Genomic DNA, 23,555 nt, shown 5'->3' with positions numbered 1-23,555 from the left:
GCCCTGACCGTCAACGGTATTGGAGGAAGACGTTGTCACGCCCGAACTGGTCACGCAATGCTTGAATCAAGCCATCAGCCGGGTCAATTCGCCACGTCTCGCCGAACTGCAACATCGCCTTGGCGTCGTTGCCGGTGTACTCCATGGTCACCGGGCATGCGCCACGGTGACGCTTGAGCAGATCCCCCAGCCAGCGTAGCTGATCGCCCTTGAGCGCCTCGGTTTTGACCTTCAGGCGCAGGCTTTCGGCCAGGTTGGTACGGGCATCTTCCATGCTCATCACCCGCTTGATCCGCAGGCGCAGGCCGCCGGAGAAGTCATCGTTGCTGACCTCCCCTTCCACCACCACCATCGCGTCGGTCTGCAACAGCGACTGCGCGGAGTGGAAGGCGTCGGCAAACAGCGACGCTTCGATACGCCCGGAGCGGTCGTCGAGGGTGATGAAACCCATCTTGTCGCCCTTTTTGTTCTTCATCACCCGCAAGGCAATGATCATCCCGGCGACAGTCTGGGTATCGCGCGCCGGCTTCAGGTCGATGATGCGCTGGCGGGCAAATCGGCGGATCTCGCCTTCATATTCATCAATCGGGTGACCGGTGAGGTACAGGCCCAGTGTGTCTTTTTCACCCTTGAGCCGCTCCTTGAGGGTCAGCTCCTTGGCCTTGCGGTGGTTGGCATACACATCGGCGTCTTCTTCGACGAACAGCCCGCCGAACAGGTCGGCATGCCCGCTGTCGTGGGTCCGGGCAGTTTGTTCGGCAGCCTTGATCGCTTCTTCCATGGCGGTCAGCAGTACCGCGCGATTACGGTCGATATTGGCCTGGTAGGCCTTCGGCTCGTCATGGAAATACGGCCCGAGGCGGTCAAGTGCACCGCTGCGGATCAGGCCATCGAGGGTACGTTTGTTGATGCGCTTGAGGTCGACCCGAGCGCAGAAGTCGAACAGATCCTTGAAAGGACCGTCCTGGCGCGCCTCGGTGATCGCCTCGACCGGGCCCTCGCCCACGCCTTTGATCGCGCCCAGGCCGTAGATGATGCGGCCTTCGTCGTTCACGGTGAACTTGAACTCCGAGGCGTTCACGTCCGGCGCGTCGAGACGCAGCTTCATGGTCCGCACTTCTTCGATCAAGGTCACGACCTTGTCGGTGTTGTGCATATCCGCTGAAAGCACCGCCGCCATGAAAGGCGCCGGGTAGTGGGCTTTCAGCCAGGCAGTCTGGTATGACACCAGGCCGTAGGCGGCGGAGTGGGATTTGTTGAAGCCATAACCGGCGAACTTTTCTACCAGGTCAAAGATGTTACCGGCAAGGTCAGCGTCGATATTGTTGGTGGCGCAACCTTCAATGAAACCGCCGCGCTGCTTGGCCATTTCCTCGGGCTTTTTCTTACCCATGGCGCGACGCAGCATGTCTGCACCGCCGAGGGTGTAGCCGGCCATGACCTGGGCGATCTGCATCACCTGTTCCTGATACAGGATGATGCCGTAGGTCGGTGCCAGTACTGGCTTGAGGCCCTCGTACTGGTAATCGGAGTGCGGGTAGGCCAGTTCGGCGCGCCCGTGCTTACGGTTGATAAAGTCGTCAACCATGCCCGATTGCAGCGGGCCCGGACGGAACAGGGCCACCAGTGCGATCAAGTCTTCCAGGCAGTCGGGCTTGAGCTTTTTGATCAGCTCCTTCATACCGCGGGACTCAAGCTGGAACACCGCGGTGGTCTCGGCCTTTTGCAGCAGGGCGTAGGTCGGCTTGTCGTCCAGCGGGATAAAGGCGATATCCAGCGGTGCCTCATCGACCTTGGCCCGCTCGCGGTTGATGGTCTTGAGCGCCCAATCGATGATCGTCAGGGTCCGCAGGCCGAGGAAGTCGAACTTCACCAGGCCGGCCGCCTCGACGTCATCCTTGTCGAACTGGGTTACCAGGCCACCGCCCTCTTCGTCGCAATAGATCGGCGAAAAGTCTGTGAGCTTGGTCGGCGCAATTACCACACCACCGGCGTGCTTGCCGACGTTACGCACCACGCCTTCAAGCTTGCGGGCCATGTCCCAGATTTCGGCAGCTTCTTCATCGACCTTGATGAAGTCACGCAGGATTTCTTCCTGTTCGTAGGCCTTTTCCAGGGTCATGCCGACTTCGAAAGGAATCATCTTCGACAGACGATCCGCCAGGCCGTAGGACTTGCCCTGCACCCGCGCCACGTCGCGGATTACCGCCTTGGCAGCCATGGAACCGAAGGTAATGATCTGGCTTACCGCATTGCGACCGTATTTTTCGGCCACATATTCGATAACCCGGTCGCGACCATCCATGCAGAAGTCGACGTCGAAGTCGGGCATCGATACCCGTTCCGGGTTCAGGAACCGTTCGAACAGCAGGTCATATTCCAGCGGATCGAGGTCGGTGATCTTCTGCACATAGGCCACCAGCGACCCGGCACCCGACCCCCGGCCAGGCCCCACCGGCACGCCGTTGCTTTTGGCCCACTGGATAAAGTCCATTACGATCAGGAAGTAACCGGGGAACCCCATCTGGATGATGATATCCAGCTCGAAATTCAGCCGGTCGACATACACCTGGCGCTTGGCTTCGTAATCCTCAGTCGTGTCTTTGGGCAGCAGAACGGATAGACGCTCTTCCAGGCCATCAAAGGACACCTTGCGGAAATACTCATCGATGGTCATGCCATCGGGAATCGGGAAGTTGGGCAGGAAGTGCTTGCCCAGCTTCACTTCAATGTTGCAGCGCTTGGCAATTTCGACGGAGTTTTCCAGCGCCTCGGGCAGGTCACTGAACAGCTCGGCCATTTCCTCGGCACTCTTGAGGTATTGCTCTTCGCTGTAGTTTTTCGAGCGACGCGGATCGTCCAGCGCCCGCCCCTCACCGATGCACACGCGGGTTTCGTGGGCCTCGAAGTCTTCCTTCTTGATAAAGCGCACATCGTTGGTAGCCACCAGCGGTGCACCCAGCTTTTCGGCCAGGGCCACGGCGGCATGCAAGTGCTCTTCGTCATTGGGGCGGTTGGTGCGCTGCACTTCCAGATAGAAGCGACCAGGGAAGACCTGCATCCACTCGCTCGCCAGCACTTGTGCCTCGTGCGGATTACCGCCGAGCAGGGCGATCCCGATCTCGCCCTCTTTAGCCGCCGATAGCATGATCAGGCCTTCGCTGGCCTCGGCGACCCATTCGCGCTCGATGATGATCGAGCCATTGCGCTGGCCGTCGATGAAACCACGGGAAATCAGTTCAGTCAGGTTGCGATAGCCCACGCCATTCATCGCCAACAGGCTGATACGGCTCAGGGCGTTGTCCGGGTCTTTGTTGGACAGCCACAAGTCGGCGCCGCAGATCGGCTTGATCCCGGCGCCCATGGCATTCTTGTAGAACTTGACCAGGGAACACATGTTGTTCTGGTCAGTGACCGCAACGGCAGGCATGTTCATGCCCACCAGGGTTTTGACCAGCGGTTTGATCCGTACCAGGCCGTCGACCAGGGAGTATTCAGTGTGCAGGCGCAGGTGAACGAATGAAGCCGGCATAGTGATCCTGTCTAGATACGTGTGAAAACAACAAGGCCCGGATTGTACCGGGCCTTGAGTAAAACATCAGCCTGCGCCTAAATCTCGACCAGGCTTTCGCGCACCTCGTAAGCCTGGCGGACCGGGGCGAACGAGCGGCGGTGGATCGGTGTCGGGCCCAATCGCGCCAGGGCTTCCAGATGAACGGGCGTCGGGTAGCCTTTGTGGCCACCGATGCCATAGCCCGGATAGATCAACTCGAACGCCGCCATTTCACGGTCGCGACTGACCTTGGCCAGGATCGATGCGGCGGCAATCGCCGGAACCTTGCTATCCCCCTTGACCACTGCTTCGGCGGGCATCGCCAACTTCGGGCAGCGATTACCGTCGATCATCGCCAGCTTCGGGGTGATGTGCAGGCCCTCGACGGCGCGTTGCATGGCCAGCATCGTGGCATGGAGAATATTCAGCTCGTCGATTTCCTCGACCTCAGCCCTGGCGATATGCCAACTAAGGGCCTTTTCGCAAATTTCGTCAAAAAGCTTTTCACGACGGGCTTCGGTGAGCTTCTTCGAATCGTTGAGGCCGAGAATCGGGCGACTCGGGTCAAGAATCACCGCCGCAGTCACCACCGCGCCACACAGCGGGCCGCGCCCTACTTCATCGACACCGGCGACCAATTCGTGTGTTTGAGCGACCAGGCTGAAATCCAGGCCCATTTGCGTCTTCATAGGGTTTCCTGCTGGCGGCCGATCAACGTCAATACAGCATCTGCTGCCTGGTTCGACGCATCACGGCGCAAGGTACGGTGAATTTCGTCAAACCCACGGGTCTGCTCTTCGCCGCCGTCGATCAACGGCGCAATGGTCTGGGCCAATGCTTCGGGCGTCGCAGCGTCCTGCAGCAACTCCGGTACCAACAAACGCTGGGCAAGCAAGTTGGGCAAGGAGATGTAGGGACTTTTGACCATGCGCTTGAGAATCCAGTAGGTCAGCGGTGCCAATCGATAGGCAACGACCATTGGGCGCTTGTAGAGCAACGCTTCCAGCGTGGCCGTACCGGAAGCGATCAACACTGCATCACACGCGGCCAGGGCCAGGTGCGAACCGCCGTCGAGCAGCGTCAACGGCAGGTCGCGCCCCACCAGCAAGGCTTCGATCTGTGCGCGCCGCTGCGGGCTGGCGCACGGCAGCACAAACCGCACACCCGGCTTCAAGGCCAGCAAGCGCTCGGCTGCATCGAAAAACAATGCGCCCAGGCGCCCGACTTCACCGCCACGACTGCCAGGCATCAACGCCACCAACGGCCCGTCGGCCAGCCCCAATTCGGCGCGGGCGGCGGCACGGTCAGCCTGCAGCGGGATGGTATCGGCCAGGGTATGGCCGACAAACCTTACCGGCACGCCCTGCTCTTCGTAGAATCGCGCCTCGAAAGGCAACAGGGTCAGCATCAGGTCGCAGCCTTCGCGGATTTTCAAGACACGCTTCTGCCGCCATGCCCACACGGAGGGGCTGACGTAATGGACGGTCTTGATTCCGGCCTGACGCAGTTTGAGTTCGATATTGAGGGTGAAGTCCGGGGCGTCGATACCGATAAAGACGTCCGGTTTTTCTGCAATCAGGGTCTGGATCAGCAGTTTGCGCCGAGCCAGTAGCTCGCGCAGGCGCCCCAATACTTCCACCAACCCCATGACCGACAACCGCTCCATGGGAAAGTAGGAAGTCAGGCCTTCAGCCTGCATCAATGGGCCACCGACCCCGATGAATTCCACCGCCGGATGCTGCGCCTTGATAGCGCGCATCAGGCCCGCGCCCAGGATATCGCCGGAAGCTTCTCCGGCCACCAATGCAATACGCAGCGTGGCCATGATCAGCGGGTGATGCCGCGAGTCGATGCCTGGATCGAATCACGGAAGATGGCAACTTCGGGAAACAGCGCCGCCGGCTCGGCCAACTCGCCCAGGGCCTGGTCAACCGTCAGCCCCTGGCGATAGACCACCTTATAGGCGCGACGCAGGGCGTGGATCGCTTCTTCGCTGAAACCGCGTCGGCGCATGCCTTCGAAGTTCATGCTGCGGGCTTCGGCTGGGTTGCCAAATACCGTGACGAACGCCGGGACATCCTTGCCAATAGCAGTACCCATGCCGGAAAAGCTGTGAGCGCCGATATGGCAGTACTGATGCACCAGGGTGAAACCGGACAGGATCGCCCAGTCGTCAACATGTACATGGCCGGCCAGCGCGGTGTTATTGACCAGGATGCAGTGGTTGCCAATCACGCTGTCGTGGCCGATGTGCGCGTAGGCCATCACCAGGTTGTGATCGCCCAGGGTGGTTTCTGCCCGGTCCTGCACAGTGCCACGATGAATGGTCACGCCTTCACGAATGATGTTGTGATCACCGATTACCAGGCGGGTTTCTTCACCCTTGTACTTCATGTCCGGCGTGTCTTCGCCTACCGAGGAAAACTGGTAGATGCGGTTGTGTTTGCCAATGCGGGTCGGACCCTTGAGGATCACGTGTGGCCCGATGACTGTCCCCTCGCCGATTTCCACACCTGCGCCGATGATCGACCAAGGGCCGACCTCAACGTCGGCGGCCAGCACGGCCGTCGGATCGATGATTGCGCGAGGGTCAATCAAACTCATAGTTTGCGTTCCGCACAGATGATTTCGGCGGAGCACACAGGCTTGCCGTCAACGGAGGCCTGGCATTCGAATTTCCAGATCTGGCGCTTGCAGCTCACGAACTTGGCTTCCAGGATCAACTGGTCGCCTGGGGTGACCGGGTTGCGGAAACGCAGCTTGTCGGAGCCCACGAAATAGTAAAGCGTGCCATCGGCAGGCTTCAGGTCGAGCATTTTAAAACCCAGGATGCCAGCGGCCTGCGCCATCGCCTCGATGATCAATACGCCCGGCATGATTGGATGCGCGGGGAAGTGACCATTGAAAAATGGTTCATTGATGCTGACATTCTTGTAGGCACGAATGCGCTTTTCCTCAACATTCAGCTCCACTACACGGTCCACCAGCAGGAACGGGTAACGGTGAGGCAGGTATTCGCGAATCTCGTTGATGTCCATCATTTCGGGGGGAAGCCTGTAATAAAGATTGGGGGCGCGCGGACTAAGGCACGCCCCTCTAGCAAATCAAGAAGGCAGTCTAGCTGCTGTGCACACTTGATATGGAAATGGTATCAGCCATCTGATGAAACATTACTGCCAGGGGTCACGTCCCCAACACGCTTTTCCAGATGTTTCAGGCGCCGCGCCATGTCGTCGAGCTGCCTTAAACGGGCCGCGCTCTTGCGCCACTCAGCCGCGGGTTGCATCGCCGTACCGGAAGAATAGGCCCCAGGCTCGGTAATCGAATGGGTCACCATGGTCATGCCGGTAATGAATACGTTGTCGCAGACTTCAATATGGCCCACCAAACCGACACCACCGGCCAGCATGCAATGCTTACCGATCTTGGTGCTGCCGGAGATGCCGACGCACGCAGCCATGGCCGTGTGATCGCCAATCTGCACGTTGTGGGCGATCTGGATCTGGTTGTCGAGCTTCACACCATTGCCAATCACGGTATCGGCCAGGGCCCCGCGATCAACGGCAGTGTTGACGCCAATCTCCACATCATCACCGATCAGCACACCGCCGACCTGGGCAATCTTCTGCCAGATGCCTTTCTCGTTGGCGAAGCCGAAGCCCTCGCCACCGATCACGGCACCCGACTGAATCACCACCCGCTGCCCGATACGCACATCGTGGTACAGGGTCACGCGTGGTGCGAGCCAGCCACCTGCGGCGATTTCGCTGCGGGCACCGATAAAGCAATGGGCACCGACCGTCACGCCTGCACCAATGCGCGCACCGCTCTCGATCACCGCGAAAGCACCAATGCTCGCCGCAGGATCAACCTGTGCGTCGTCGGCGATCACCGCAGACGGATGAATGCCTGGGGCGGCCTTGGGCTTGGGGTCGAACAGATGGGAAACCCGCGCGTAAGCAGCGTAAGGGTCGGGCACCACCAGCGCATCCCCGGCAAACGTCTCGGCGTCAGCGGCCTTCAGCAATACTGCTGCAGCCTGGCTGTCGCCCAGGTATTTACGGTATTGGGGATTTGCAAGGAAGCTCAACTGAGCTGGGCCAGCCTCCTGCAAGGTGGCTAGCCCAGTGATTTCCTTCTCCTTGGAGCCACGCAAGGTGGCCCCCAGGAACTCGGCCAACTCGCCGAGTTTGATAGTCGCGGTCATGGCTTACTTCAGCTGGTTCATGCGCTCGATCACCTGGCGGGTGATGTCGTATTGAGGCTTGACGTCGATCACGGCGCCACGCTCGAAGACCAGGTCAAAGGCACCTTTCTTGATGACTTCTTCCACAGCGCTGTCGAGTTTTGGCTTCAGTTGCTTGAGCATTTCACGGTCAGCAACAGCCTTGGCCTCGTTCAGTTCCTTGGACTGGAACTGATAGTCACGGGCCTTTTGCTTGAACTCAAGCTCCAGACGCTCGCGCTCGCCTTGCTGCATTTTGTCACCGCCGGCGACCAGGCGATCCTGGATGCCCTTGGCACTGCTTTCCAGGGTCTTGAGTTTGGTCAGTTGCGGACCGAATTTTTTCTCGGCATCCACGGCGTACTTCTTGGCCGCATCGGATTCCAGCAGGGCCATCTGATAGTTCAGGACGGCGATTTTCATTTCGGCAAACGCCGGGGTTGCGACCAGCACGGTTGCCAGAAGAACCAATTGAGTCAACTTACGCACGATGCACTCCTACAGAATCCGTTGTCGTTATCTTGGGTCGGACGCTTAGAACGTCTGGCCGAGGGAAAATTGGAAAATCTGGGTTTCAGCGTTATCCGGTTTCTTGATTGGCATCGCCAAGGCGAAGCTCAATGGACCCAGGGCAGTAATCCAGGTCACACCTACACCCACGGAGCTGGCCAGATTGCTCAGGCTGACGTCGTTGCACTGGGTGTTGGACTTCAAGCCACTCGGGTTACGGATCTGCTCGCACTTGGAGTCGAATACGTTACCCACATCCCAGAAGACCGAGGTCCGCAGGGAGCGCTGGTCCTTGACGAACGGCAGCGGGAAGAGAATTTCCGCACCACCTTGAATCAACACGTTACCACCGAACGGCAGCGGGTCATTGTCCGAGTCACGCACAGTGCCGACGTTACCGGTTTCGGCAACACCACGGCTCGGCGTACCACGAGGACCCAGGGTGCTGTCCTTAAAGCCACGTACGGAGTTGAAGCCACCGGCGTAGTAGTTCTCGTAGAACGGCAGGCCATCGGTCGAGCCGTAGCCATCACCATAGCCCAATTCAGTGTGCAGGCGCATGGTGTAGTTATCGCTCAACGGCGTGAACAACTGACCACGGTAGTCGAGTTTGAAGAACGACAGGTCGCTACCTGGGGTGGTGGCTTCCAGGGTCAAGCTCTGGGAGTGACCACGGGTGGCCAGCACGCCTTTGTTCAGGGTGGACTCGGACCAACCGGCCGAGGCCTTGAAGTTGAGGAACTTGTCACCTTCGCGGCGGGTAAAGTCGAAGATCTCGTCCACGGTGTAGACACCGGTCTTGATCTCATCCTGCTGCGCGGTCAGGCCGAAGGTCAGACGCGAGGTCTCACTGATCGGGTAGCCCACGTTGACACCGGCACCCAGGCTGTCGATCGCATAGCTTGCAACGTCGACGTCGAGGTCTTTGTAGTCGGTGGTGCGGTAGAAGGCGTTGTAGCCCAGGCTCACACCGTCAGCAGTCCAGTAGGGGTCCACATAACCGAAGTTGTAGCGGCTCTGGTATTCACTGCGAGTCAGGCCAATGGAAACCTTGTTACCGGTACCCAGGAAGTTGTTCTGGGTGATCGAGCCACCGAGGATCAGGCCGGCACTCTGTGCAAAGCCGACACTGGCGGTGATCGAGCCGGATGCTTGCTCTTCGACGGCGTAGTTCACGTCGACCTGGTCATCCACACCCGGTACGGCCGGGGTCTCGACGTTGACTTCCTTGAAGAAGCCCAGGCGCTCAAGACGGGTCTTGGACTGGTCGATCAGGTAGGTCGAAGCCCAGCCACCTTCCATCTGGCGCATTTCGCGACGCAGCACTTCGTCCTCGGACTTGGTGTTGCCACGGAAGTTGATGCGGTTGACGTAGGCACGCTTGCCTGGATCGACGACAAAGGTGATGTCCACGGTGTGGTCATCATCATGTGGGGTCGGCACGCCGTTGACGTTGGCGAAGGTATAGCCTTCGTTACCCAGGCGACGGGTGATCAATTCGGAAGTGGTGGTCATCAGCTTGCGCGAGAACACCTGGTCCTTCTGGACCAGCAGCAGGGACTTGACCTGGTCTTCAGGCACTTTCAGGTCGCCGCTGAGCTTCACGTCACGAACGCGATACTTCTCGCCTTCGTTGACGTTGACCGTGATGTACACGTGCTTCTTGTCCGGGGTGATGGACACCTGGGTCGAAGCGATATCCATGTTGATATAGCCGCGGTCCAGGTAGTAAGAGCGCAGACGCTCCAGGTCGCCGGAAAGCTTTTCACGGGCGTACTTGTCGTCGTTCTTGAAGAACGACAGCCAGTTGGTGGTCTTGAGTTCGAACAGGTCGATCAGGTCTTCGTCAGCGAACTTGGTGTTGCCCACCACGTTGATGTGCTGGATCGCCGCCACGGTGCCTTCGTTGATGTTGACCTTCAGGCCGACACGGTTGCGCGGCTGCGGCACCACTTCGGTTTCCACGGAGGCGGAGTAGCGGCCCTGGGCCACGTACTGACGCTGCAGTTCGTTACGCACGCCTTCGAGGGTGGCTCGCTGGAAGATCTCGCCTTCGGCCAGGCCGGATTGCTTGAGACCTTTCATCAAGTCTTCAGTAGAGATCGCCTTGTTGCCTTCGATCTCGATACTGGCGACAGAAGGTCGCTCGACGACAGTGATGACCAGGACGTTGCCTTCACGACCCAGTTGGATATCTTGAAAGAAGCCGGTTTTGAACAGCGCACGAGTGGATTCCACCAGGCGACGGTCGTCAGCCTGTTCCCCAACGTTCAACGGCAAGGCGCCAAACACGCTACCCGCGGAAACCCGCTGGAGGCCGTTGACGCGAATATCGGAGATGGTGAAGGACTCGGCGTGAACTTCGGCGATCATCAATACGGTGAGAACCGCAGTTAGCAGCAGACGTTTCATGAAGTCCTTTCTTATTCCAACTGGCAATAAACAAACTGCCGCAAAATGCGGCAGATTCGCAATTCAGCGAAGCGTTACAGACGTCCCAGATCGTTGACCAGAGCTAACAACATCACCCCGACCACCAAACTGATACCGATCTGTATCCCCCAACCCTGCACCCGATCCGACAAGGGGCGACCACGCACCCACTCGACGAGATAAAACAACAGATGCCCCCCATCCAATACTGGAATGGGCAACAAATTCAGAACCCCAAGGCTAATACTCAGATAAGCCAGGAAATTCAGGAAATCAGCAACACCCGACTGGGCAGAAGCGCCCGCCACTTTAGCAATGGTTATCGGTCCACTCAAGTTTTTTACCGAGAGCTCGCCGAACAACATTTTCTTCAGCGAATCGAGGGTCAGTACGCTCATGGTCCAAGTGCGTCGCGCACCCTCGCCAATTGCCGCCAATGGCCCGAAACTGACCTCTCTCACCATCGATGGCGGCCATTCGACACCTTTGACCCCGGCCCCCAGATACCCGCCGGCTGCTTTGGCCTCCCCGCGCACCGCGAGGGTGACAGGGACGTCGATTTGAGCACCGTCGCGCTCGACTTTCAGCACAATTTTCGTATCAGGACGTACACGAACCAGATCGACCACTTGCTGCCAGTCACCCAGTGCCTGGCCGTCGAGGGCCAGCAAGCGGTCACCGGTCTTCAGGCGGGCAGCCTGGGCCGGGCCCTTGGGATCGAGTTCTGCCAATACCGGCGGCAGTGCCGGGCGCCACGGACGAATGCCCAGGGACTTGATCGGATCAGGCTCGTCGGCGCCCTTGAGCCACTTGTCCAACACCAGCTCGCGCGGCGTCTCGGCTGTCGAGTCCTGTTCGCGCACCACCAACTGCACCGTGCCACTTTCACCCAGGCGCCGGACCAATTGCAGATTGACCGCACCCCAACCCGTGGTCGGCTCACCATCAATGGCGACGATTTCCTGGCCGGCGCTCAATCCAGCCTTGGCGGCAATACTGCCCGCCTCCACCGCACCGATGACCGGGCGCACCTGCTGGCTGCCCAGCATTGCCAGGACCCAGAAGAACACCATGGCCAGCAGGAAGTTGGCGATCGGGCCGGCAGCCACGATAGCGATACGCTGACGAACGGTCTTGCGATTGAAAGATTGATCCAACTGATCGGCCGGTACTTCGCCTTCGCGCTCGTCGAGCATCTTGACGTAGCCGCCCAAGGGAATTGCGGCAATCACGAATTCGGTGCCACGCCGGTCATGCCAGCGCAGCAGCGGCATGCCGAAACCCACGGAAAAACGCAGGACTTTGACGCCACAACGCCGCGCCACCCAAAAATGACCAAACTCGTGAAAAGTGACCAGCACACCCAGAGCAACCAGGGTGCCGACAATCATGTAGAGCGCACTCATCTAATTTCTCCGCATTCCAATCCCGCGCCTGCCGACTAACCTGCGTGGCGTTTCAACCATTGCTCGGCCAAGACCCGGGCCTTGGCATCGGCCTCGAACACGGCGCCCAAATCATTCACGGCAACCACCGGCTCGAGACTTAAAATTTCCTCGATGATACTCGCGATCTGTGGGAAGCGGATGCGCCGATCAAGAAACGCGGCAACCGCCACCTCATTGGCCGCATTCAACATCGCCGGAGCGCTGTTGCCCGCCTCTGCCGCTTCACGCGCCAGGCGCAGGCAAGGGAAACGCTGATCATCCGGCGCTTCGAAATCCAGGCGTGCAATGGCAAACAGATCCAGGGGTGCCACACCCGAGTCGATGCGCTCGGGCCATGCCAGGGCATTGGCAATCGGCGTACGCATGTCCGGGTTGCCCAACTGGGCCAGCACCGAACCATCCACATAGTCGACCAGGGAGTGAATCACGCTTTGCGGATGAATCACCACCTCGACCTGCTCGGCCCGGGCGTCAAACAGCCAGCAGGCTTCGATCAGCTCAAGGCCCTTATTCATCATGCTCGCCGAATCCACCGAGATCTTGCGCCCCATCGACCAGTTGGGATGGGCGCAGGCCTGATCGGGAGAAACGTGTTCCAGATCGGCCAACGGTGTCTGGCGGAACGGACCACCGGACGCGGTCAGCAGGATGCGCCTTACACCCACCTGGCTCAGGCCGCGGGCAAAGTCGCCCGGCATGCACTGGAAAATCGCATTGTGCTCGCTGTCCAGCGGCAACAGCACGGCGCCACTTTTGCGCACCGCCTGCATAAACAGCGCGCCGGACATCACCAGCGCCTCTTTATTGGCCAACAGGATCTTCTTGCCAGCATCGACCGCCGCCAGGGTTGGCCGCAGGCCCGCGGCACCGACAATGGCGGCAACCACGGTATCCACTTCAGGCGCAGCGGACACCTGGCACAAGCCCTCCTCGCCGACCAACACCTGGGTGCCCAGGCCGGCAGCACGCAGGTCGTCCTGCAAGCCACGGGCAGCAACGGCATCCGGTACCACTGCGAACTGCGGCACGTACCGCACGCACAGCGCCAGCAGCTCGCTCAAGCGGCTGAAGCCGGTCAGGGCGAATACCTGGTAGCGCTCGGGGTGACGGGCAATCACGTCCAGGGTGCTTAAGCCCACCGAGCCGGTTGCGCCCAGCACTGTCACCTGCTGTAGGCGGCTCACGAAGCAGCCATCCACAACAGCACGGCAAATACCGGGATCGCCGCCGTCAGGCTGTCAATGCGGTCCAGCACGCCGCCATGGCCCGGCAGCAGATTACTGCTGTCCTTGATGCCAGCCTGGCGCTTGAACATGCTTTCGGTCAGGTCGCCGACCACCGAGATCAGTACCACCACTGCCGCGCCGATAAGGGCCACGAGAATTTGCTTGGTTTCCCACTCGCGCACAACGCCGACCACCAAGGTAATCAACAACGTCAACGCCAGCCCGCCGTACACCCCTTCCCAGCTCTTGCCGGGACTGACCGCCGGGGCCAGCTTGCGCTTGCCAAAGGCACGGCCGGAGAAATACGCACCGATATCCGCGCCCCAGACCAGCACCATCACCGCCATGATCAACCAGTTGCCCAAGGCCATATGCTTGATATAGATCAGGCCCTGCCAGGCCGGCAGCAGGATCAGCAGGCCGATCACCAGCTTGCAGGCGACACTGGACCACTTGCCACTGGTGCGCGGGTAGGTCAATACAAGGAATGTTGCCAACGCCCACCACAGTACCGCCGCCCCGAGCACCCAGGGTGCGACATCCGGCAGGATGTACATCAGGAACAGCAGCAACGCGACCACGGCGGCATACACCACCCGCGGCAACTGCTCGGCAAACCCTGCCAGGCGCGCCCATTCCCAGGCGCCCAGGGTTACGACCAGGCCAATGAACAGCGCAAAGCCTGCGCCTTCAAGCAGGAAAAACCCGCACAGGGCGATCGGCAGCAGGATCAGTGCCGTGATGATTCGTTGTTTAAGCATTAAACCCGGGCTCCAGCTTCGATCTGCTCGCTCGTTTTACCGAAGCGACGCTGACGGGAAGCGAAATCGGCCAGTGCATTACGCATGGCATCGTGTTTGAAGTCCGGCCAGAACAGGTCGGAGAAGTACAGCTCGGTATAGGCCAACTGCCACAACAGGAAATTGCTGATGCGGTGTTCACCCCCGGTACGGATGCATAGATCCGGTAACGGCAGGTCACCCGTCACCAGGCAGGTTTGCAACAACTCAGGCGTGATGTCTTCCGGTCGCAGATGGCCGGCCTGCACTTCACGCGCCAGACGCTGTGCGGCCTGGGCGATATCCCATTGCCCGCCGTAATTGGCAGCGATTTGCAGGACGAAGCGATTGCTACCGGCGGTGATCGCCTCGGCTTCACGCATGGCCGCCTGCAGCTCCGGGTGGAACCGCGAGCGGTCGCCGATGATACGCAGGCTGATGTTGTTGTCGTTGAGACGCTTGGCCTCGCGACGCAAGGCCTTGAAGAACAGGTCCATCAAGGCGCTGACTTCGTCGGCCGGCCGTTGCCAGTTTTCACTGGAGAAGGCAAACAAGGTCAATACCTCGACCTTGGCCTCGGCACACACCTCGATCACGGCCCGTACCGCATCGACACCCGCTTTATGCCCGGCGACACCCGGCATAAAGCGTTTTTTCGCCCAGCGATTATTCCCATCCATGATGATCGCGACATGGCGCGGCACCACGGAGGGCACAGTCTGCTTGGTCTTTTCCATGAAAGCGTCCTGACCCCTTATACGGCCATCAGGTCCTTTTCTTTCTCTTCCGTGGCCTTGGTGATCAGGGCCTCGGATTCCTTGGTCAGCTTATCGATATCAGCGATTGCACGACGCTCTTCGTCTTCGCTGATTTCCTTGTCCTTGACCAGCTTTTTCAGGTCACCCAAGGCGTCACGGCGAATGTTACGCACGGCAACACGGGCATCTTCCGCTGCGCTACGCGCCTGCTTGGTGAAGCCCTTACGGGTTTCTTCGGTCAGCGCAGGCATGGAGATCAGCAGCAGCTCGCCCAGGTTGGTCGGGTTGAGGTTCAGGCCGGCGCTCTGGATGGCCTTGTCGACGGCAGCGAGCATATTGCGCTCGAAAGCCACGACCTGCAGGGTGCGCGAGTCTTTCACGGTCACGTTGGCCACGCCACTCAGCGGAGTGTCGGAACCGTAGTAAGGCACCATCACGCTGCCCAGGATGCTTGGGTGGGCCTTGCCGGTACGAATCTGGCCGAATGCATGGCTCAGAGATTCCAGGGATTTGTGCATACGCGCCTGGGCGTCTTTCTTGATTTCGTTGATCATTGTTGGCCTTCCTCGATCAGAGTCCCTTCTGCGCCGCCGTGTACGATATTCAGCAGGGCGCCGGGCTTGTTCATGTTAAATACGCGCAGCGGCATCTTGTGGTCGCGGCACAGGCAGATTGCCGTCAGATCCATAACACCCAGCTTGCGATCCAGTACTTCATCATAAGTCAGATGATCGAACTTCTCGGCATGCGGGTCTTTGAATGGGTCGGCAGTGTAGACACCGTCAACCTTGGTGGCCTTGAGCACCACGTCAGCATCGATTTCGATGGCGCGCAGGCAGGCCGCCGAGTCGGTGGTGAAGAACGGGTTGCCGGTACCGGCGGCAAAGATCACCACCTCTTTGGCGTTCAGGTGACGCATGGCTTTGCGACGGTCGTAATGATCGGTCACGCCAACCATCGAGATGGCCGACATCACAATGGCCGAGATATTGGCACGCTCCAGGGCATCACGCATGGCCAGGGCGTTCATCACAGTGGCCAGCATGCCCATGTGGTCGCCAGTGACCCGATCCATGCCAGCCGCACTGAGCGCTGCACCACGGAACAGGTTGCCACCACCAATCACCAGGCCAACCTGGACACCGATGCCGACCAGTTGGCCGACTTCCAATGCCATGCGGTCAAGCACTTTGGGATCGATCCCGAACTCTTCCGAGCCCATCAGGGCCTCGCCGCTAAGCTTGAGTAGAATGCGTTTATAGCGAGCCTGATAACCACTGCCCTGCTGAGCCATTGCGAATCTCTCCTGCGGCGTATTTTTAAAAAATTCTTGGCGAGCCGTTTACGGCTTGCGTTCACTCTAGCTGGACGCTGTCACAGCGCCATCGGAACACGGCTTTGTAAGCCAGTTCCAAAGGGAAGCCAAATAAAATTGAGCATCCCATTTGAAAAGAGGCTGCGCGCGTGAGCGGGCAGCCTCTCTTGGGCGACAGTTGAAAACTGTCTTATTGCTTGGCGGCAGCCAGCTGGGCAGCAACTTCTTCAGCGAAGTTGTCGACCGGCTTCTCGATACCGTCGCCTACTTTGAAGTAGGTGAAGGAAACGATTTCAGCACCGGCTTTCTTGGCCAGTTCGCCAACCTTGATTTCAGGGTTCTTGACGAACGCCTGCTCAACCAGGCTTGCTTCGGCCAGGAACTTGCTGATACGGCCTTTGACCATGTTCTCAACAATGTTTTCTGGCTTGCCTTTGATTTTTTCTTCGTTCAGCTGCAGGAACACAGCTTTTTCACGCTCGATCGCTTCGGCAGAAACTTCCGAAGGCAGCAGGAACTCAGGGTTGCTGGCCGCTACGTGCATAGCGATGTCTTTGGCCAGCTCAACGTTGCCGCCCTTGAGGACAACTGCAACACCGATCTTGTTACCGTGCAGGTAACCACCAACAACATCACCTTCAACACGTACCAGGCGACGGATGTTGACGTTTTCGCCAACCTTGCCGACCAGTACCAGGCGATCGGCTTCTTGAGCGGCGATCAGCGGAGCGACGTCAGTCAGTTTGTCGGCGAACGCTTTTTCAACGCTAGCAGCAACAAATGCCTTGAAGTCGTCCTGCAGAGCCAGGAAGTCGGTCTGCGAGTTCACTTCCAGCAGAACGGCGGACTTGCCGTCTTCTTTCAAAGCGATAGCGCCTTCAGCAGCTACGTTGCCTGCTTTCTTGGCAGCCTTGATCGCGCCCGAAGCACGCATGTCATCAATGGCTTTTTCGATGTCGCCGTCAGCCTTTTCCAGGGCTTTCTTGCAATCCATCATGCCTTCGCCAGTACGCTCACGCAGTTCTTTAACCAACGCTGCAGTAATTGCTGCCATTTTCAAATTCCTCTTGGATAGGTTTTCAACCATTCCACCCGACTTGTACGGGCGTTCAATTCTTCCCGAACCACCCTTGTTAACCGCTGCACGTTACAGATGCTGTAGCTGTGCCGCTCACAAATGGTTTTCGAGGTGGCAAAAAGGGGGCCAAGCCCCCTTTTTGCTTACTGAGTCAACGCCAGGGCGTCAATTACTCAGCTGCAGCGACCGGTGCTTCTTCAGCAGCGAACTCTACGGTGCCGCCGCCAACATTGTTGCGGCCACGGATTACAGCGTCAGCCATCGAACCCATGTACAGCTGGATAGCGCGGATTGCGTCATCGTTGCCTGGGATGATGTAGTCAACGCCTTCCGGGCTGCTGTTGGTATCGACTACGCCGATAACCGGGATGCCCAGCTTGTTGGCTTCGGTGATCGCGATGCGCTCGTGATCAACGTCGATAACGAACAGTGCGTCAGGCAGACCGCCCATGTCCTTGATACCACCCAGGGAACGATCGAGCTTTTCCAGGTCACGGGAGCGCATCAGCGCTTCTTTCTTGGTCAGCTTGGCGAAAGTACCGTCTTCGGCTTGCACTTCAAGGTCACGCAGACGCTTGATGGAAGCACGGATGGTTTTGAAGTTGGTCAGCATGCCGCCCAACCAACGGTGATCGACGTACGGCGAACCGCAACGTGCTGCTTCTTCAGCAACGATCTTGCCAGCGGAACGCTTGGTGCCGACGAACAGAATCTTGTTTTTGCCCTGGGCCAGGCGTTCTACGAAAGTCAGAGCTTCGTTGAACATTGGCAGGGTTTTTTCAAGGTTGATAATGTGGATCTTGTTACGCGCGCCGAAAATGTATTTACCCATTTTCGGGTTCCAGTAACGGGTCTGGTGACCGAAGTGCACACCGGCCTTCAGCATATCGCGCATGTTGACTTGGGACATGATAGTTCCTTAATAAGTCGGGTTTGGCCTCCACGTATCCCAATGACCAACCAGCGGCTTCAAGGCCTCCGGCACCCAGGTCATCGTGTCGACACGTGTGTGGATTTAAGCTTTGCGGGGTATCCCCGGAAAGCGGCGCATTTTATACCACAGCAACGACAAAAACGAAACCCGCAATCGCATTTGCTTGCCGTCACTGCCACCCAAGCCATTGAATCGGGTGAAAATACCCGCACCTTATAGAGAGAAGCGATAGCCAGACACTCATGGTTTATACCTTGCGTCTGTTAGAATCGCGTTTTTTGGGCTTGTGCGAACGCTGCACCTTTTTGTCGCACGCCCGTAAACCGTATTGATTTCAGCGCGTCGCGCTAGAGAGAGCCTGTATGACCGTTACCCTGAAAACCGCCGAAGATATCGCAGGCATGCGCGTTGCCGGCAAACTGGCTGCAGACGTGCTGGAAATGATTGCCGAACACGTCAAGCCCGGCGTTACCACTGAAGCCCTGGACCGCATCTGCCATGACTATATTGTCGACGTGCAGAAAGCCATCCCCGCGCCGCTGAACTACAAAGGCTTCCCCAAGTCGATCTGCACCTCGATCAACCACGTGGTCTGCCACGGCATCCCGGGCGACAAGCCGCTCAAAGACGGTGACACCCTGAACATCGACGTCACCGTGATCAAGGACGGCTACCACGGCGACACCAGCCGTATGTTCCACGTCGGCAACGTCCCGGTCTGGGCCGAGCGCCTGTCCCAGGTCACCCAGGAATGCATGTACAAGGCCATTGAACTGGTCAAGCCGGGCTGCCGCCTGGGTGACATCGGCGAAGTGATCCAGAAGCACGCTGAAAAGAACGGGTTTTCGGTGGTCCGCGAATTCTGCGGCCACGGCATCGGCAAAGTGTTCCACGAAGAGCCACAGATCCTGCACTACGGCCGTGCTGGCACCGGTATGGAGCTCAAGGCAGGCATGACCTTCACCATCGAGCCGATGATCAACCAGGGCAAGGCCGACACCAAGGTACTGGGCGACGGCTGGACCGCCATCACCAAGGACCGCAAGCTCTCGGCACAGTGGGAACACACCCTGCTGGTCACCGACACCGGCTATGAGATCTTCACCCTGCGCGCCGACGACACGATCCCCCGCGTTTCGGCCTGATGTTTGCAGCGGGCTTTCCGGATTAGCAACGTTGCGACCTACACATAGATAGAAAGGAAAGCCGATCGATGCCCCAGGTGGATCCCGAACTCTTCGACCGTGGCCAGTTCCAGGCGGAACTGGCGCTGAAGGCAAGCCCGATTGCCGCCTTCAAGAAGGCCATCCGCCAGGCCCGCGAGGTGCTCGACGGGCGTTTTCGCAGCGGCCGGGAGATCCGCCGGCTGATCGAGGATCGCGCCTGGTTCGTCGATAACATCCTGCAGAAGGCCTGGGAGCAGTTCGACTGGAGCGAAGATGCCGATATCGCCCTGGTGGCCGTCGGCGGCTATGGCCGGGGCGAACTGCACCCCTACTCCGATATCGACCTGCTGATCCTGCTGGACAGCGCCGACCACGAGATCTTTCGTGATTCCATCGAGCGTTTTCTGACGCTGTTGTGGGACATCGGCCTGGAAGTCGGTCAGAGCGTGCGTTCGGTAGATGAATGCGCCGAAGAAGCCCGTGCCGACCTCACCGTGGTCACCAACCTGATGGAAAGCCGCACCATCTGCGGCCCCGAACGCCTGCGCCAGCGCATGCTGGAAGTCACCAGCACCGCGCATATGTGGCCGAGCAAGGAGTTCTTCCTCGCCAAGCGCGCCGAGCAGAAAGCCCGGCACCACAAGTACAACGACACCGAGTACAACCTGGAACCCAACGTCAAGGGCTCGCCTGGCGGGCTGAGGGACATCCAGACCATCTTGTGGGTGGCCCGGCGCCAGTACGGCACCCTGAACCTGCGGGCCCTGGCCGGCGAAGGCTTTTTGGTAGAGAGCGAAAACGCCCTGCTGGCCTCGTCCCAGGAGTTTTTGTGGAAGGTGCGCTACGCCCTGCACATGCTCGCCGGACGCTCCGAAGACCGCCTGCTGTTTGACCACCAGCGCTCCATCGCCGCCCTGTTGGGCTTTGAAGGCGAAGACGCGAAGACCAGTATCGAAAGCTTCATGCAGCAGTACTACCGGGTGGTCATGAGTATTGCCCAGCTCAGCGACCTGATCATCCAGCATTTTGAAGAAGTGATCCTGGCCCCCGAAGACGAAGCGCCACCGCAACCGATCAATGCGCGCTTCCAACTGCACGACGGCTATATCGAGGCGCGCCACGACAACGTGTTCAAGCGCACCCCCTTTGCCATGCTGGAAATCTTCGTGCTGATGGCCCAGCAACCGGAAATCAAGGGCGTGCGCGCCGATACCATCCGCTTGCTGCGGGAAAACCGCCACCTGATCGACGACGAATTTCGCAACGACATCCGCAATACCAGCCTGTTTATCGAACTGTTCAAGTGCAAGATCGGCATCCACCGCAACCTGCGGCGCATGAACCGCTACGGCATCCTCGGGCGCTATCTGCCGGAGTTCGGCTTTATCGTCGGGCAGATGCAACACGACCTGTTCCACATCTATACGGTCGACGCCCACACCCTGAACCTGATCAAGCACCTGCGTAAGCTGCAGTACACCCAGGTGTCAGAGAAATTCCCGCTGGCCAGTAAGCTGATGGCCAAGCTACCCAAGCCTGAACTGATCTACCTGGCCGGCCTGTACCACGATATCGGCAAGGGCCGACACGGCGACCATTCGGAAATCGGCGCGGTGGATGCGCAAGCCTTCTGCCAGCGCCACCAGTTGCCGCAGTGGGACAGCCGCCTGATTGTCTGGCTGGTACAGAACCACCTGGTCATGTCCACCACCGCCCAGCGCAAGGATTTGTCCGACCCACAGGTAATCCATGACTTCGCGCAGGCCGTCGGCGACGAAACCCGTCTCGACTACCTGTACGTGCTGACCGTCTCCGACATCAACGCCACCAATCCGACCCTTTGGAACTCGTGGCGCGCCAGCCTGTTGCGCCAGCTCTATACCGAGACCAAGCGCGCGTTGCGCCGCGGCCTGGAAAACCCGGTGGACCGCGAAGAGCAGATCCGCCGCACCCAGAGCGCGGCCCTGGATATCCTGGTGCGCGGCGGCAACGACCCGGACGATGTGGAGCAACTCTGGTCGCAATTGGGTGATGACTATTTCCTGCGCCACACCGCAGGCGACGTGGCCTGGCACACCGACGCGATCCTCCAGCAGCCGGCTGACGGTGGCCCGCTGGTGCTGATCAAGGAAACGACCCAGCGCGAATTCGAAGGCGGCACGCAGATCTTTATCTACGCCCCGGACCAGCACGACTTCTTCGCCGTGACCGTGGCCGCGATGGATCAGCTCAACCTGAACATCCATGACGCGCGGGTCATTACCTCCAGCAGCCAGTTCACCCTCGACACCTATATCGTGCTCGACACCGAAGGCGAGTCCATCGGCGACAACCCCGAGCGCGTGAAAAAAATCCGCGAAGGCCTGACCGAAGCCCTGCGCAACCCTGACGACTACCCGACCATCATCCAGCGCCGGGTGCCGCGCCAGCTCAAGCATTTTGCCTTTGCGCCCCAGGTGACCATCCACAACGACGCCCAGCGCCCGGTAACGGTGCTGGAACTCAGCGCACCGGATCGGCCAGGCCTGCTGGCACGGATCGGCGGGATCTTCCTGGAGTTCGACCTGTCATTGCAAAACGCCAAGATTGCCACCCTGGGCGAGCGGGTCGAAGACGTGTTTTTTATTACCGACGCCGACAATCACCCCCTGTCCGACCCGGAACTGTGCCGCCGCTTGCAGGACGCTATCGTCGCGCAATTGAGCGTGAACCAGGAGCCCGGGGCAGAAGGGTTCCGACTGACCATTTGAGTTGAATTTTATTTCCCTGTGGCCGCACGCCCTTGTAGGAGCTGGCTTGCCTGCGATGGCATCGCCGCGGTGTAACAGATACACCGCGGCGCCTACATCGCAGGCAAGCCAGCGCCTACAGGGGCCGCGTTCAACGATAGAGGCCCCCAATGAACAACGCCCTGAACCAGCTGCAACCCTACCCGTTCGAGAAATTGCGCGCCCTGCTGGGCAGTGTCACGCCAAACCCGGACAAGCGCCCGATCGCCCTGTCCATCGGCGAGCCCAAGCACAAGTCCCCGGATTTCGTCGCCCAGGCCCTGACCAATAACCTCGACCAAATGGCGGTGTACCCCACCACCCTGGGCATCCCGGCCCTGCGCGAGGCCATTGGCGCCTGGTGCGAACGACGCTTCAACGTGCCCAAGGGCTGGCTGGACCCGGCGCGCAATATCCTGCCGGTCAATGGCACCCGCGAAGCGCTGTTCGCGTTCACCCAGACCGTGGTCAACCGTGGCGACGATGCGCTGGTGGTCAGCCCGAACCCGTTCTACCAGATCTATGAAGGCGCAGCATTCCTCGCCGGAGCCAAGCCGCATTACCTGCCGTGCCTGGATGAAAACGGCTTCAATCCGGATTTCGATGCAGTGACGCCGGATATCTGGCAACGCTGCCAGATCCTGTTCCTGTGCTCCCCCGGCAACCCGACCGGCGCACTGATCCCCGTCGCCACCCTGAAAAAACTGATCGCCCTGGCCGACCAGTACGACTTCGTGATCGCCGCCGACGAGTGCTACAGCGAGCTGTACTTCGACGAACAAACCCCGCCGCCTGGCCTGCTCAGCGCCTGTGTCGAACTGGGTCGCGAGGATTTCAAGCGCTGCGTGGTGTTCCATAGCCTGTCCAAGCGTTCCAACCTGCCGGGCCTGCGTTCCGGTTTTGTGGCCGGCGATGCCGAGATCCTCAAGGCCTTCCTGCTGTACCGCACCTACCACGGCTGTGCCATGCCGGTGCAAACCCAGCTGGCGAGCGTTGCCGCCTGGCAGGATGAGGCTCATGTATTGGCCAACCGTGATCTGTACCGGGAAAAATTCGCCGCGGTCCTGGCGATTCTCAAGCCGGTATTGGACGTACAGAACCCTGACGGTGGTTTTTACCTGTGGCCGAACGTCGAGGGCGACGACGCCGCGTTCTGCCGCGACTTGTTCGTGGAAGAACACGTGACCGTGGTGCCGGGCTCGTACCTGTCGCGGGAAGTGGACGGTTTCAATCCAGGTGCCGGGCGGGTGCGCCTGGCACTGGTGGCACCGTTATCCGAATGCGTTGAAGCCGCTGAACGGATGCGCAACTTCATCCAGCGCCGTCGTTGATGACCGGGGCCGCTCCCGCCTGGGAGCGGCC

General features: G+C 59.4%; 19 protein-coding genes. 3 read left to right on the top strand and 16 right to left on the bottom strand.

The annotated features are described in order from the left end of the window. Positions 1–10 precede the first annotated feature (10 nt). The 16 genes from dnaE to rpsB all read right to left on the bottom strand — a co-directional run bounded on the left by dnaE (position 11) and on the right by rpsB (position 18,235). Positions 11–3,532, bottom strand: a complete 3,522-nt coding sequence (dnaE, locus tag C5F71_RS18965; RefSeq protein WP_029297262.1) for a DNA polymerase III subunit alpha — start codon at positions 3,530–3,532, stop codon at positions 11–13. Between the two features lie 77 nt (positions 3,533–3,609). After that, entirely contained in the window at positions 3,610–4,242 is a 633-nt protein-coding gene (rnhB, locus tag C5F71_RS18960) for a ribonuclease HII (RefSeq protein ID WP_029297264.1), read from the bottom strand. Further along, entirely contained in the window at positions 4,239–5,378 is a 1,140-nt protein-coding gene (gene lpxB / locus C5F71_RS18955) for a lipid-A-disaccharide synthase (protein WP_029297266.1), read from the bottom strand. Before lpxB ends, rnhB begins: the two co-directional genes overlap by 4 nt. A 2-nt stretch (positions 5,379–5,380) precedes the next feature. Next, positions 5,381–6,157 carry an acyl-ACP--UDP-N-acetylglucosamine O-acyltransferase gene (lpxA, locus tag C5F71_RS18950; RefSeq protein WP_029297268.1) on the bottom strand — a complete coding sequence of 259 codons (777 nt, stop codon included), beginning with the start codon at positions 6,155–6,157 and terminating at the stop codon, positions 5,381–5,383. Further along, positions 6,154–6,594 carry a 3-hydroxyacyl-ACP dehydratase FabZ gene (fabZ, locus tag C5F71_RS18945; protein WP_029297270.1) on the bottom strand — a complete coding sequence of 147 codons (441 nt, stop codon included), beginning with the start codon at positions 6,592–6,594 and terminating at the stop codon, positions 6,154–6,156. The genes lpxA and fabZ overlap by 4 nt, the downstream gene beginning before the upstream one ends. A 110-nt stretch (positions 6,595–6,704) precedes the next feature. Continuing rightward, positions 6,705–7,760: a UDP-3-O-(3-hydroxymyristoyl)glucosamine N-acyltransferase gene (gene lpxD, locus C5F71_RS18940; RefSeq protein WP_070995742.1), complete on the bottom strand. Its 1,056-nt coding sequence runs from the start codon at positions 7,758–7,760 to the stop codon at positions 6,705–6,707. Between the two features lie 3 nt (positions 7,761–7,763). Continuing rightward, positions 7,764–8,267, bottom strand: coding sequence for an OmpH family outer membrane protein (locus C5F71_RS18935; RefSeq protein WP_003219314.1), 504 nt, complete (start codon positions 8,265–8,267; stop codon positions 7,764–7,766). Positions 8,268–8,312: 45 nt separating this feature from the next. Continuing rightward, positions 8,313–10,700, bottom strand: a complete 2,388-nt coding sequence (bamA, locus tag C5F71_RS18930) for an outer membrane protein assembly factor BamA (protein ID WP_029297274.1) — start codon at positions 10,698–10,700, stop codon at positions 8,313–8,315. Positions 10,701–10,774: 74 nt separating this feature from the next. Then, the gene (gene rseP, locus C5F71_RS18925; protein WP_104911720.1) at positions 10,775–12,127 is read right to left on the bottom strand and encodes an RIP metalloprotease RseP; all 1,353 of its coding nucleotides are present in this window, start codon (positions 12,125–12,127) and stop codon (positions 10,775–10,777) included. A 35-nt stretch (positions 12,128–12,162) separates the two neighbouring features. Next, the gene (ispC, locus tag C5F71_RS18920) at positions 12,163–13,353 is read right to left on the bottom strand and encodes a 1-deoxy-D-xylulose-5-phosphate reductoisomerase (protein ID WP_104911719.1); all 1,191 of its coding nucleotides are present in this window, start codon (positions 13,351–13,353) and stop codon (positions 12,163–12,165) included. Further along, positions 13,350–14,156, bottom strand: a complete 807-nt coding sequence (locus tag C5F71_RS18915) for a phosphatidate cytidylyltransferase (RefSeq protein ID WP_104911718.1) — start codon at positions 14,154–14,156, stop codon at positions 13,350–13,352. The genes ispC and C5F71_RS18915 overlap by 4 nt, the downstream gene beginning before the upstream one ends. After that, the gene (uppS, locus tag C5F71_RS18910) at positions 14,156–14,911 is read right to left on the bottom strand and encodes a polyprenyl diphosphate synthase (protein WP_029297283.1); all 756 of its coding nucleotides are present in this window, start codon (positions 14,909–14,911) and stop codon (positions 14,156–14,158) included. The genes C5F71_RS18915 and uppS overlap by 1 nt, the downstream gene beginning before the upstream one ends. A gap of 17 nt (positions 14,912–14,928) precedes the next feature. Beyond that, positions 14,929–15,486: a ribosome recycling factor gene (gene frr / locus C5F71_RS18905; RefSeq protein WP_070995741.1), complete on the bottom strand. Its 558-nt coding sequence runs from the start codon at positions 15,484–15,486 to the stop codon at positions 14,929–14,931. Further along, the gene (gene pyrH, locus C5F71_RS18900; RefSeq protein ID WP_003172271.1) at positions 15,483–16,226 is read right to left on the bottom strand and encodes a UMP kinase; all 744 of its coding nucleotides are present in this window, start codon (positions 16,224–16,226) and stop codon (positions 15,483–15,485) included. Before pyrH ends, frr begins: the two co-directional genes overlap by 4 nt. Positions 16,227–16,437: 211 nt before the next feature. After that, on the bottom strand, positions 16,438–17,301 hold the full coding sequence (gene tsf / locus C5F71_RS18895) for a translation elongation factor Ts (protein ID WP_029297289.1): 864 nt from the start codon (positions 17,299–17,301) through the stop codon (positions 16,438–16,440). Between the two features lie 193 nt (positions 17,302–17,494). Then, complete coding sequence (gene rpsB / locus C5F71_RS18890) at positions 17,495–18,235, bottom strand: 30S ribosomal protein S2 (protein WP_029297291.1); 741 nt, start codon at positions 18,233–18,235, stop codon at positions 17,495–17,497. Positions 18,236–18,621: 386 nt separating this feature from the next. On the opposite strand from rpsB, the gene map reads away from it, so the two are divergent. The 3 genes from map to dapC all read left to right on the top strand — a co-directional run bounded on the left by map (position 18,622) and on the right by dapC (position 23,524). Continuing rightward, positions 18,622–19,404 carry a type I methionyl aminopeptidase gene (map, locus tag C5F71_RS18885; RefSeq protein WP_029297294.1) on the top strand — a complete coding sequence of 261 codons (783 nt, stop codon included), beginning with the start codon at positions 18,622–18,624 and terminating at the stop codon, positions 19,402–19,404. 68 nt (positions 19,405–19,472) lie between these two features. Continuing rightward, a complete protein-coding gene (locus C5F71_RS18880; RefSeq protein ID WP_029297295.1) occupies positions 19,473–22,175 on the top strand; it encodes a [protein-PII] uridylyltransferase in 2,703 nt (900 codons plus the stop codon). Between the two features lie 149 nt (positions 22,176–22,324). After that, the gene (gene dapC, locus C5F71_RS18875; protein ID WP_104911717.1) at positions 22,325–23,524 is read left to right on the top strand and encodes a succinyldiaminopimelate transaminase; all 1,200 of its coding nucleotides are present in this window, start codon (positions 22,325–22,327) and stop codon (positions 23,522–23,524) included. The last annotated feature ends 31 nt before the right edge of the window (positions 23,525–23,555 follow it).

The sequence above is a fragment of the Pseudomonas sp. LG1D9 genome (genome assembly GCF_002949995.1).
GTDB lineage: Bacteria > Pseudomonadota > Gammaproteobacteria > Pseudomonadales > Pseudomonadaceae > Aquipseudomonas > Aquipseudomonas proteolytica.
Note: the sequence above shows the minus strand (reverse complement) of the source record. Positions and strands in the feature narration are given on the sequence as shown.